The sequence below is a fragment of the Type-C symbiont of Plautia stali genome (assembly GCF_059730935.1).
In genome coordinates this window covers 910,677-922,897 of record NZ_AP035923.1, presented here as the reverse complement: position 1 = coordinate 922,897, position 12,221 = coordinate 910,677, and the positions used below count along the sequence as shown (strand labels likewise).

Sequence of the window (12,221 nt, the reverse complement as noted above, 5' to 3'; positions counted from 1 at the left end):
TCCGCCGGCGTTGCGCCGGTCGGGATACTCAAACACTTTCTTATAAGACGGTGGCTGCCAAGGTACAGGCCGCACTTCCGTTGCTATTCATCATCCTGATGCGCGAGGCGCACCGGCAAATACCACTGACGCGCCGCAGCGATGATCTGCTGCTGCGTCGGCTCGTCCAGCGTGCGGCACAGGCGCTGCAGATAGGGATCGCTGCCTTCGCCTTCAACCTGGTAGCCACCCTGCCACGCCTGCAACAGCTTGTTGAGCGCCTTTTTCTGCGTGGCGTCATCTTCCTGAAGCTGGCCGGATTTGCTGTCAAAGCTGGCGTCCAGCCACGCGCCGCCGGATTTATTCAGCAGCAGCAGCGGCTGCGCCAGACCCGCCTCACAGGCGGCCACATATTCAGCCAGCTGCGCCTGCGCCTGGGCAGGTGCCACGGCCGCGAAGCGCCAGCGGCTCTGTTTGCGACCATACATGCGGCTGGTGCCGTTGCCGCCCAGCGCACAATACACCAGATGTTCCAGCCACAGCAGCAGGCCATCGTTGATGTTGAGCACGCCCGGACGCCAGCGTAACAGCCCATCAGCTTGCACCTGAGTCAGCCAGCCGGTCAACTGCGTTGCGCCCAGCGTCAGGTTGACTTCCCAGCTCTCCGCCGGCAGCCGCTGCGCGCTCACTTCCGCCGCCACTTCCTGCATCTCTTCGGTCTGGCTTTGCCAGAAAAGTTCCCCGAAGGCGCCGTAAGGCAGATTACCGGCGGCGCGGTGGTGCGCATACAGCTGGGCCGGATCGTCACCGTTGACCAGCGTATTGAGCAGTTCAGCATTAATCTGATAGCGCTCCAGGCTGTCCGGTGCGAACGGTTCGCTGTCCGGCAGCTCGCTCTCCTCCATCCAGAAAGCCACGCCGAGGCGCTGCTGGAACCACGCCCGCACCGGATGACGCCAGAAGCGCAGCAGCTGCTCCAGCGACAGCGTGGTCAGCGGCTGAACCGGCAGCGGCTGGACAAACCCGGGCTGCGCCACGCCGCTGCCGGTCGCCGCAGGCAACCATTCTGCGGCGAAGCTCTGCACGTGGCTTCCCGGCTGAAAATTTTCCGCTGCAAACGGCATGCGGCTGTGCAGGCGTTGCAAATGTGCCCGCACCCGCTGCTCACTGACGTCCGGCTCACAGGCTTCATCGCCCGGCAGACAGAAGCTTTGCGCCAGATAATCCACCAGTTCAGTCACCAGCACCGAGGGATAGCGCTCGGTATTGTCCTGAATCGCCCGGCCAATGTAGCTGATGTACAGCTGCTGCTGCGCCGAGATCAGCGCTTCAAGGAACAGATAGCGGTCATCATCACGCCGGCTGCGATCGCCTTTCCGCGTCTGCTGCTGCATCAGGTCAAAACCGAGCGGCGCCAGGGTGCGCGGATAGACGCCGTCGTTCATGCCCAGCAGGCACACCACTTTAAACGGGATGGAGCGCATCGGCATCAGCGTACAGAAGTTGATCGGCCCGGCCAGGAAGCGCTGGCTGATGCGCTGCTGATCCAGGCGCGCACGCAGCTCATCGCGCAGCAGCGTGACCGGAATCGGCTGCTGATACGCGGCCTGCATCCCCTGTTCAATGATCTCCTGCCACTGCGTTTCGACCAGCAGCAGCGCCGCCTCGCTGTCAGCATCGCCGCTGAAGAAGCTGTCGATCAGCTCGCGGCACAGCGGCAGCCATTCGGCCAGGGTGCGCGTCTGCGCAAGGCGCGTGCGCCAGCTGTCGAGCCGCGCCAGCAGCTCGGCCAGATGGCCCGCCAGCTCGGCGATCAGGCCGCTGGATTCGTCATACGGCAGAATGCCCTGCCAGTCGCCGTTGCGGCTTTCCAGCGCGTAGCCCAGCAGCATACGCTGCAAGCCGAAGCGCCAGGTGTGCTGGCCGGTGACCGGCAGCGCCAGCGCTTCCACGCTGGCGTCATCCAGTCCCCAGCGGATGCCGGATTCCATCACCCAGCGGCGCAGCAGGCGCAGGCCGCTCTCCTCTACGGAGAAACGCTGTGCCAGCGCCGGCACCTCGAGCAGCGCCAGCACCTCTTCTGAGGCAAAGCGACTGTCCGGCAGTGCCAGCAGGCTGAGCAGCGCGAGGATGGCCGGATGCGCCTGACTGGCGCGCCGGTCAGAAATGGCGAACGGCAGATAGCGCTCAGGCGGCGCACTGGCAAAAGCCGCCTGAATAAAAGGCGCGTAGCTGTCGATGTCTGCCACCATGACGATGATATCGCGCGGCTTCAGCTCCGGATCGGCTTCCATCAGCGCCAGCAGGTGATCCTGCAGCACTTCCACTTCACGCTGGGCGCTGTGACACACCTGCAGCGTGATGGAGCGATCGTGCGGATCGAGCCGGCGCTTGTCCATGCTGTCTGCCAGCTCGCCAGCGCTGAGCCCAATCACCGCGCGATCGTCAAGATTGAGCAGATCGGCCTGCAGGCAGTGCAGCAGATTATCCGGTGACATCTCCACAAACGCATCGATGTCGTTGGCGGCTGACTCCATCTGGCTCAGCAGAAACAGGTTGTCGCGGCCCAGCTTGCCCCACGAGGCCAGCAGTGGATTGGTCAGCTGCTGCTCGCCCAGTTCGTTAAACAGCGCTGGCGCGGCATCCGGGTCGCGGAACAGCGGCTGCGTCTCCTGCGAATGCAGGCGCAGCCGCTGGCGGCTCTGCAGCTTCGCGAGGAAGGCGTAATCCTGAATGTCGCCCCAGTAGTGACGACAGGGATTGGTAAACAGCAGGTGAATATCAATATGGCGGCCCAGCGCTTCCAGCGCCTGCAGATAAACCGGCGGCAGCGCAGAGATACCGCAGATGAAGACGCGCTGCGGCAGTCCCGGCGGCGGCGTTGACGCCTGCTCCAGCGCCTGGATAAACCGTGCATAGAGGTTGGCACGGTGCCACATCGGCTGACCGAGGCTGCGCGTGAATTCGACCAGATCGCGCCACAGCGCCGCCTGCCACTGCTGAGCATCGCTCAGCCCGTCCACCTGTTCGCCGCGCTCCCAGCGGTTCAGCCAGTCGGAGCGGTAAACCAGATACTGGTCGAACAGATCCGCCACGCGCGCGCTGAGCTGGTAAAGTTTGCGCTGATCGTCGTCGTCATGCAGATAACTGCGCAGCGGCTGAAACGCCTCCTGCTCCAGCAGCACCGGCAGCCGGTGCATCAGCTTCCAGCTCATACTGGCTTTGGTGAAAGCACTCTCTTCCGGGATATCCGGCAGCACTTTAACGAACATGCTCCAGATAAAGCTGGCGGGCAGCGGAAAATCAATGTTGGCGGCAATGTTGAAGCGGTTAGCCAGCTCCATCTGCAGCCACTGCGCCATGCCCGGGCTCTGTACCAGCACCTGCTCAGCCGCGAGCGGATCGGCCAGCGGCTGGAGTTTTATCAGCTCTACCGCTAAGTCTTTCAATAAATCTAACCGATTGGAGTGGTAAACCCGGAACATAAAACTCCTTAAAGAAGGGAAAGCGCAGCCCGGTCACTCTACCCTTAATCGTCTGGCCTGCCTACCCGCCGGCATCACCTTCGCGGCAATTGAGCCGCGCCAGCGACGCCGTGCGCTGATGGGGTCCGGTGACGGTAACGCGATCCAGCACGCAGCCACCAGGTAAACTCTGCGGCTGGTGCACAATGTGCCAGCCGGCGGTATCACGCCCGAGCAGCGCCTGCCCGGCTACCTGCCACGCCTGGCGCTGCTGCCACTGCTGGCTAAATCCCAGCGCCAGTGCGCGATGATACTGCAGCAGCGTGCTGATGGTCATCGCCAGCAGCAGCATCGCGACCAGCGTTTCCGCCAGGCTAAAACCCTGCTGTCGCCTCTGGCAACTGACACTGCTCCGCCTTTGCCAGCGGGCAGTAGTCGATCCAGCCATGCGGCTGTGGCTGCAGCTGACCGTTGTGCAGCGACACCCACTGATAGAGCACGAGCGCGCGTCCGGTGCCGCGCGCCAATAATAAGCCATGATTCTCCTCCTGCCGCAGCAGACAGCTTTGCCACGCGTCGGCCTGAGCGGTCTGACACTGCCAGCCCGCGGCCTGCGGCCAGTTTTGCTGCCGGCCCCACGTTAAAGCGGCCTGCGCCTGCCAGAAATCCTGCTGATGCTGCTGCTCGTCGGCGACCAGCGCCATGCCCTGCGTCAGCTGCGTGCGCGCGGCGTGCAGCGTGAGCCCGCCCATCAGCAGTAACATCACCACCATGCCTAGCGTGCTGTTGCCGCGCTGCTTCACAGATTCAGCCCCTCCGCTATCATCGTCAGCTCTGCCTGCTGGCGGCCCGCCGTGGCGGCCATCTGCAACAGCAGCCGCGTGCCCTGGCGCTCAACCCGGAAGGTGCTGAGGGTGAGGAATGCCGGATCGGTGATGCGCTCCCAGCCGTTGCTGTTGCACTCGTCCACTCCGCGCTGCATCTCCAGCTGTCCGTTGCGCAGACGATAGCCGTAATAATCGCTTTCACTGTGACCGACACCTTCCCAGCGTCCGTTACTGTTTTCGTCCCAGCGCAGCAGTACACAGCTGCCGCTGCTCATCAGCGTGAGCGCCGCACCGGCGCACTGACCGTGACAGTAACCGGCACGGCGCAGCGCTTTGGCCAGCGAGCCGGCAATCTGCTGCAGCTCCTGTTGCAGCTGGACCCGCTGCTGCAGGCGCAGGTTCTGCTCCAGCAGCAGCGGCAGAAAGCGGCCGACGCTGACCATCAGCACTGCGCCAATCGCCATGGCGATCAGCATCTCCAGCAGACTGAAGCCCCCCTGCGCTATTCGCATCCCTTCTCTCCTGGCTGGCAGACCCGGATGCGCGCCCGGGCGGAGAGGATGACGCGCCAGCGGCCAGCTGCGCTCTCCAGTTCGATACTGCCGGGCCGGGCCACATCGCGTCGGCCGTAAAAGCCCGGCTCGCCGATCAGCGCAGTAATACGCACTTCGCGATAAGGCGGCCGGAACAGCCAGCGCGACGGCAACTGACACCCTTCTGCAGGCTGCGGCCCGGTGCCGAGGCAGCCGTTTTCGCCCGGTTGCAGCCACAGGCTGAGGTCGCGGTTGTGCCAGCTGGCGTGCGCGCGCAGCCGCAGCAAAAAGCTCTGCAGCTGCAGAACGCTGTCACGCAGTTGCTGATACTGTTGCCAGCGCTGCCAGCCCTGTAAGGCTGCGATGCTGAGGATGCCGGCAATCACCATAACCAGCAGCAGTTCCGGCAGCGTAAAGCCGGCGTTTTGGGTTCTGTTCATAACCGGCACTCTGCGCCTGCCGGATGAAAAGCAACAGCGGCAAATAGAGAAGATGGAAAGCGTGCCGCAGGAAAGTTATGCCCGGTGCAGACAACACCCTTTTTTTGCGCGTCGGATTCAGAAAATCCCCGCAGAAGCGGGCGGAGGCCAGGCAAAAAAAAGCCCTGCGCGATGGCAGGGCCTGATGCTGAAGAGCGGCAGATTACACGGCAACCGGCGCTTTGATCGCCGGATGCGGATCGTAGCCTTCGATCTCAAAATCATCGAACTGGTAATCAAAAATCGACGCGGGCTTACGCTTAATCACCAGTTTCGGCAGCGGTCGCGGTTCACGCGTCAGCTGCAGTCGCGCCTGTTCGAGATGGTTGCTGTACAGGTGCGTATCGCCGCCGGTCCAGACGAAATCACCCACCTCAAGATCGCACTGCTGTGCCACCATATGCACCAGCAGCGCATAGCTGGCGATATTGAACGGCAGGCCGAGGAAGATATCGCACGAACGCTGGTACAGCTGGCACGACAGCTTGCCATTCGCCACGTAGAACTGGAAAAACGCGTGGCACGGCGCCAGCGCCATCTGATCCAGCTCACCGACGTTCCATGCCGAAACGATAATGCGGCGCGAATCCGGATCGCGTTTCAGCTGCTCAATCACCTTGCTGATTTGATCGATCTCTTCGCCGGAAGCCTTGCCCCAGCTGCGCCACTGCTTGCCGTAGACCGGTCCCAGATCGCCGTTTTCATCCGCCCATTCGTCCCAGATGGTGACCTTGTTCTCTTTCAGGTAGCCGATGTTGGTGTCGCCTTTGAGGAACCACAGCAGCTCATGAATGATTGAGCGCAGATGCACCTTCTTGGTGGTGACCAGCGGAAAACCGTCCTGCAAATTGAAACGCATCTGGTGGCCAAAGATGGAGAGCGTGCCGGTACCGGTACGGTCGGCCTTTTCTGCGCCTTCATTCAGCACATGTTGCATCAAATCCAGATACTGTTTCATTTTACCTCACGCGTTTGTTGCTGCGGGCGACGACGATACGCCCAGACCATCATAATCACTCCGGCCAGAATCATCGGGATCGACAGAATCTGGCCCATACTGATACCGCCTTCGAACAGGCCAAGCTGGGCATCCGGCTGGCGGAAAAACTCCACGATAATGCGGAATGCGCCGTAGCCAATCAGGAACAGGCCGGAGACGCTGCCCATCGGGCGCGGCTTGCGAATAAACAGGTTGAGAATGATAAACAGCACGATGCCTTCCAGGCACAGCTCGTACAGCTGTGACGGATGGCGCGGCAGCACGCCGTACGTGTTCAGCAGTTCCTGATATTGCGGGTTGTTGGCCGCCAAAGCGAGGTCTTCGCTGCGCGAACCCGGGAACAGCATGGCGAATTTAAAGTCAGGCGCCACGCGGCCCCACAGTTCGCCGTTGATGAAGTTGCCGAGACGGCCAGCACCGAGACCAAACGGGATCAGCGGCGCAATGAAATCAGAGACCTGGAAGAAGGTGCGTTTGGTACGGCGGGCGAAGATTAGCATCACCACGATCACCCCAATCAGACCACCGTGGAATGACATGCCCCCGTCCCACACTTTGAACAGATAGAGTGGGTTGTCGAGGAACAGCGGCAGGTTATAGAACAGCACGTAGCCGATGCGGCCGCCGAGGAACACGCCGAGGAAGCCCGCGTACAGCAGGTTTTCAACTTCTTCTTTCTTCCAGCCGCTGCCGGGTTTGTTGGCGCGGCGCACCGCCAGCCACATAGCAAACACAAAGCCTACAAGATACATCAGGCCGTACCAGTGCAGCGAAACCGGTCCGATGGAGAAGATCACCGGATCGAATTGGGGAAATGAAATGTAGCCGTTAGTCATCTTTCACCATGTTTTTTCTGCCCGCAAAAGGGCGTGGCTAAAGGGCCATACAATAAAAGGCTGCGCATCATAGCACAGCCGCTTTTCACAATTTCCGCAGAAATGTAAACAGTTAACGTCCGCCGCGAATCAGTCCGCCCAGGCCGCGCCGTTCCATGAAGGCCGACACCAGATGGCGCACTTCCGTTGCGGTGTGCGCCATCACGCCCTGCTGGCTCAGTTTCTGCGCCTCTTCATAATCGAGGTGGCGCAGCAGGTATTTGACGCGCGGAATGTTCTTGCCGTTCATGCTGAGATGGTGATAACCCAGACCCACCAGCAGCGCGACGCACATCGGATCGCCCGCCATTTCACCACACAGGCACAGCTCAAGTTTGGCCTGGCGGGCTTCACTGGCGATGGTTTGCAACGCCCGCAGCATCGCCGGATGCAGCGAATCGTAAAGGTTGGCGACGCGGGTATTGTTGCGATCGACCGCCAGCAGATACTGGGTGAGATCGTTGGTGCCGACGGAGATAAAGTCCACGCGTTGCGCCAGATGCGGGATCAGAAACAGCATCGACGGCACTTCAATCATCACGCCAATACGCGGTTTTGGAATGGCATAACCGAGCATCTCTTCCACTTCGCGACCGGCGCGATCGATCAGGCGCCGCGCCTCTTCGATCTCGTCAATATGACTGATCATCGGCAGCAGAATGCTCAGGTTGCCCGAAGCGACGTTGGCGCGCAGCATGGCGCGCACCTGCACCAGGAAGATCTCCGGCTGGTCGAGCGTCAGACGAATGCCACGCCAGCCGAGACAGGGGTTCTCTTCACTGATCGGCATGTAAGGCAGCTGTTTGTCAGCGCCGACATCCAGCGTACGCAGCGTCACCGGTTTATCGTAAAACAGTTGCAGCATGCCCTGATATTGCGCCACCTGCTCCTCTTCCGACGGGAAGCCGCTTTGCAGCATGAACGGAATTTCGGTGCGATACAGGCCGATGCCGTCAACCCAGTTGTCGAGCGCCTGTTCGTGTTCCGGGCTGAGACCGGCGTTGAGCATCACCTGCACGCGCTCGCCGCTTTTCAGCTCGCCGGGCTGTTCCACCACGTCTTCGGCCATTTTGCTCAGCGCGTTCTCTTCGCTGATCAGCCGCTGATACTCCTGCACCAGCACCGGCTCCGGATCGATCAGCACTTCGCCGCGATAGCCGTCCACGATCAGCAGCCGCTTGTTGAGCTGCGACGGCAGGATATCCGCGCCCATCACGGTCGGAATACCCATGGCGCGCGTGAGGATCGCCGCGTGCGAGTTGGCTGCGCCATCGCGCACCACCACACCCGCCAGCCGCTCCTGCGGCAGCTCCGCCAGCGTGGTGGCGGTGAGTTCATCGGCCACCAGCACAAAGCGTTCCGGCCAGGCGTTGGTGCCCACCAGCGTGTCGTCAAGGTGGAACAGCAGGCGCTGGCCGAGCACGCGCAAATCCCCGGCGCGCTCGCGTAAATAGTGATCCTGCAGGCTGGCAAACTGTGCGGCAAACTTCTCGATCACCGTTTTGACCGCCCACTCGGCTACCGATCCGCGCTCGATCTCGGCAAATAGATCTTTTTTCAGTCGCGCATCGGTGAGCAGGTGCGAGTAGAGATCGAAGATCGCCGCGCTCTCTTTCTGCACGCTGGCCGCAAAACGCTTGCTGAAGCGGCGAAACTCGTTACCCGCCTCGCCCATGGCGACAATCAGGCGCTCGCGTTCACGCTGTGGATCGAGCGTAGAGGCGGCGGACACCTGGTCGAGCAGCGGCTGTGTTTCATCAACCCAGCCAGGTGCGACGGCGACGCCCGGCGCAGCGGCAATCGCTTTGACGCGCGTCTGGCGGAACTGACCGAACAGCTGGCCAAGCTGCGACTGCGACAGCAGCGCGGCCATCTGCGTGGCCAGCGTAACCAGAAATGACTCTTCGCTTTCGTCGAACTGACGATGCTCTCGCTGTTGCACCACCAGCACGCCGAGCAGCTGACGCCGGCTGATGATTGGCACACCCAGAAACGAGCGGTAGCGCTCTTCTTTGACGGAGGGAATGTATTTGAAGCTGGGATGACTTTGCGCATCGGCGAGGTTGATCGGTTCGGCCAGGCGGCCCACCAGACCGACGATACCTTCGTCGAACGCCAGCGTAACCGTGCGGCCGCGCGGCTTTTTCAGGCCGCGCGTTGCCATCAGGTAGTAGCAACGCCGATCGTGATCGGCGAGGTAAACCGAGCAGACCTCGGTCTCCATCGCCAGGCATATTTCGTTGACCAGAATGTCGAGTGCTTCATTCAGACGCGGTGCACTCGCCACTTTTTCTACAATTTCGCGCAACTGAGTGAGCATAAAGGGCGTGGCCTATCCTCTTTTACGTCGATGGGCGGCGTTGTTATTGCGCTGCCCCGCACTCTCCTGCATAGACATCACCACGCCAGCGAATTCCTTCATGACGCGGCGATACACATCGCGCTTGAAAGAGACAACCTGACGTACCGGATACCAGAAGCTGACCCAGCGCCAGCCATCGAACTCCGGCGTGCTGCTGTGTTGCACATTGATATCCGCGTCACTACACATCAACTGCAGAAGAAACCACTTTTGTTTCTGGCCGATACACACCGGCTTTGTGTCCCAACGCACCAAACGTTTTGGCAACTTGTAACGTAACCAGTTACGGGTTGAAGCAAGTATTCGAACATCTTTGCGGTGTAAACCCACTTCTTCGAACAGTTCGCGATACATCGCCTGTTCAGCGGTTTCACCCGGATTGATGCCTCCCTGAGGAAACTGCCAGGAGTGCTGTCCAAAGCGCCTGGCCCATAACACTTGTCCTTGCCTGTTACAGATTACGATACCAACATTCGGGCGGTAGCCATCATCATCGATCACTGGACTACCTCAAAGCTAAATTTGAATAGCCTGATTGTTTCATACTCCTTACAGGCGGTAAACCACTGGATATCCGCGCCGCTGACCGGATAACAATGGGATAACTCACAGATAATAGCCATGTTATAAACAGACAGGGGCATTTAACGGCGATCTTATTCACCTTTTCTGTGGATAGCTTTGTGCAGAACACGGGAATGAGTTGAATAACCGCTTCGGAAAATTCTCATGCACGCCGGGAAGAATAGCACTAAACCCCAAATTTATCATAGTGATAGCCAATTAACCCGTTCAGATACACGGTGTGAAAGCCGGTTATTCTTCCCCACGCGGTTACCGCTGCTCAAAGATCCATCACCGTTGATTTTATCCACAGAGAATGTCCTAAACCTGGGCAGAGAATGGAAAAAAAGCGCGCAGTTCGGCAAAGTCAAGGCTGTAAATGGAAACAGGGGTGGGCAAAACGTGGGGTTATCCCACTTTTCTGTGGATAACTGGGTTTAAGATCCTGTTCATTGTCGATAACAAACCGGGATAACCGCCTCTTACCTTGGATAGCTCCTGGTCAATCGCGCTAAAAAAGCATGCTGAATCATGCTATTATCACGTTTACATTGTCCGGCACGGTGTGGACAACACGCGCTGACCTTTACTGACCATATTTTGACCAATGCGAGTTTTATCATGAATTGCCCTGCCGCCTTGCCTGCTGCGCCCCGTAACGAAGCCGAACTGCTCCAGCGTGCCCAACAGCTGGCTGGTCAGAGCTTTGCCGCGCTGGCCGCGCAGCTTGGCCTGCCGATGCCCGCCGATTTACGCCGTGACAAAGGCTGGGTCGGTATGCTGCTGGAGCTGCTGCTGGGCGCCAGCGCCGGCAGTAAAGCCGAGCAGGATTTTGCGCATCTCGGTATTGAACTCAAAACCATTCCGGTCGACGCGCTGGGTAAGCCGCTGGAAACCACCTTTGTCTGCGTGGCACCGCTCACCGGCAACAGCGGCGTTACCTGGCAAACCAGCCACGTGCGCCACAAGCTGGCGCGGGTGCTGTGGATCCCGGTGGAGGGCGATCGCACCATTCCGCTGGCCGAGCGCCGCGTGGGTTCGCCGCTGCTGTGGCAGCCGAATGCGCAGGAAGAGCAGCAGTTACGTGAGGACTGGGAAGAGCTGATGGACATGATCGTGCTTGGCCAGGTGGAGCGCATCACCGCCCGCCACGGCGCGTGGCTGCAAATCAGGCCAAAAGCGGCCAACAGCAAAGCGCTGACCGAAGCCATCGGCGAACACGGCGAGCCGATCATGACGCTGCCGCGCGGTTTTTATCTCAAGAAGAGCTTTACCGGACCGCTGCTGGCACGGCATTTTCTGCTGTAATTCCCGGTACAACTTCGCCCTTGCAGGATCGCTTTAGGCAGCGCCGCCTGCGCCGTGTATAATTCCCGTTTACTTTTCGTTTAGGAATGAAGGATTCATGTTTGACTGGATTGCTGATCCCAACGCCTGGCTGGCGCTGGGAACATTAACCATTCTGGAAGTGGTGCTGGGTATCGATAACATTATTTTCCTGTCTCTGGTGGTCGCGAAACTGCCGCAGCACCAGCAAAACCGGGCGCGCCGGCTGGGTCTGATGGGGGCGATGTTGATGCGCCTCGGGCTGCTGGCCTCCATCGCCTGGGTGGTGAGACTGACGCAGCCGTTGTTTTCCATCATGGACCACGCCTTTTCCGCGCGCGATCTGATTCTGCTGTTCGGCGGCCTGTTCCTGCTGTGGAAGTCGAGCATGGAGATCCATGAAACCATCGAAGGCGGCGAAGAGGAGCATAAAACCAATGTGCACTCTTTCTTCGGCGCCATCGTGCAGATCATGCTGCTCGACATCATCTTCAGCCTGGATTCGGTGATTACCGCCGTCGGTCTGTCCGATCACCTGTTCATTATGATGGCGGCGGTGGTCATTGCGGTGCTGATGATGATGGTGGCCGCGCGCGCGATTGGTGAGTTTGTTGAGCGGCATCCGTCGGTCAAAATGCTGGCGCTGGCGTTTCTGATTCTGGTCGGCTTTACCCTGATCCTCGAGAGTTTTGGTATGCATGTACCAAAAGGTTACATTTATTTTGCGATGTTCTTCTCCATGGCGGTAGAGTGTCTGAACCTGATGCGCAGCAGGAAAAACAAAGCGTAACCTGTCAAGGGCGAGCGCATCT

11 protein-coding genes are annotated in these 12,221 nt (G+C 59.9%); 2 read left to right on the top strand and 9 right to left on the bottom strand.

What is annotated here, in order from left to right:
• Positions 1-83: 83 nt before the first annotated feature.
• From recC to rppH, 9 genes are all read right to left on the bottom strand, one after another.
• The gene (gene recC / locus AC6I7J_RS04150; RefSeq protein ID WP_150059307.1) at positions 84-3,464 is read right to left on the bottom strand and encodes an exodeoxyribonuclease V subunit gamma; all 3,381 of its coding nucleotides are present in this window, start codon (positions 3,462-3,464) and stop codon (positions 84-86) included.
• A 61-nt stretch (positions 3,465-3,525) separates the two neighbouring features.
• Positions 3,526-3,816 carry a prepilin-type N-terminal cleavage/methylation domain-containing protein gene (locus AC6I7J_RS04145; protein WP_230857086.1) on the bottom strand — a complete coding sequence of 97 codons (291 nt, stop codon included), beginning with the start codon at positions 3,814-3,816 and terminating at the stop codon, positions 3,526-3,528.
• A 1-nt stretch (position 3,817) separates the two neighbouring features.
• Positions 3,818-4,246, bottom strand: a complete 429-nt coding sequence (locus AC6I7J_RS04140) for a DUF2509 family protein (RefSeq protein WP_498006892.1) — start codon at positions 4,244-4,246, stop codon at positions 3,818-3,820.
• Positions 4,243-4,782: a prepilin peptidase-dependent protein gene (locus tag AC6I7J_RS04135; RefSeq protein ID WP_104188428.1), complete on the bottom strand. Its 540-nt coding sequence runs from the start codon at positions 4,780-4,782 to the stop codon at positions 4,243-4,245. Before AC6I7J_RS04135 ends, AC6I7J_RS04140 begins: the two co-directional genes overlap by 4 nt.
• Positions 4,773-5,243, bottom strand: a complete 471-nt coding sequence (locus AC6I7J_RS04130; RefSeq protein ID WP_166720487.1) for a prepilin-type N-terminal cleavage/methylation domain-containing protein — start codon at positions 5,241-5,243, stop codon at positions 4,773-4,775. The genes AC6I7J_RS04135 and AC6I7J_RS04130 overlap by 10 nt, the downstream gene beginning before the upstream one ends.
• Positions 5,244-5,445: 202 nt before the next feature.
• The gene (gene thyA / locus AC6I7J_RS04125; protein ID WP_021506704.1) at positions 5,446-6,240 is read right to left on the bottom strand and encodes a thymidylate synthase; all 795 of its coding nucleotides are present in this window, start codon (positions 6,238-6,240) and stop codon (positions 5,446-5,448) included.
• Positions 6,237-7,118, bottom strand: coding sequence for a prolipoprotein diacylglyceryl transferase (gene lgt, locus AC6I7J_RS04120; protein ID WP_021506703.1), 882 nt, complete (start codon positions 7,116-7,118; stop codon positions 6,237-6,239). The genes thyA and lgt overlap by 4 nt, the downstream gene beginning before the upstream one ends.
• A gap of 112 nt (positions 7,119-7,230) precedes the next feature.
• Positions 7,231-9,477: a phosphoenolpyruvate--protein phosphotransferase gene (gene ptsP / locus AC6I7J_RS04115; protein ID WP_058757064.1), complete on the bottom strand. Its 2,247-nt coding sequence runs from the start codon at positions 9,475-9,477 to the stop codon at positions 7,231-7,233.
• A gap of 12 nt (positions 9,478-9,489) precedes the next feature.
• Entirely contained in the window at positions 9,490-10,020 is a 531-nt protein-coding gene (rppH, locus tag AC6I7J_RS04110; protein ID WP_031279497.1) for an RNA pyrophosphohydrolase, read from the bottom strand.
• A gap of 684 nt (positions 10,021-10,704) precedes the next feature.
• Between rppH and mutH the strand changes: the two genes are divergently transcribed.
• Positions 10,705-11,391, top strand: a complete 687-nt coding sequence (gene mutH, locus AC6I7J_RS04105) for a DNA mismatch repair endonuclease MutH (protein ID WP_262264556.1) — start codon at positions 10,705-10,707, stop codon at positions 11,389-11,391.
• A gap of 97 nt (positions 11,392-11,488) precedes the next feature.
• The gene (locus AC6I7J_RS04100; RefSeq protein WP_021506699.1) at positions 11,489-12,199 is read left to right on the top strand and encodes a TerC family protein; all 711 of its coding nucleotides are present in this window, start codon (positions 11,489-11,491) and stop codon (positions 12,197-12,199) included.
• Positions 12,200-12,221 lie beyond the last annotated feature (22 nt).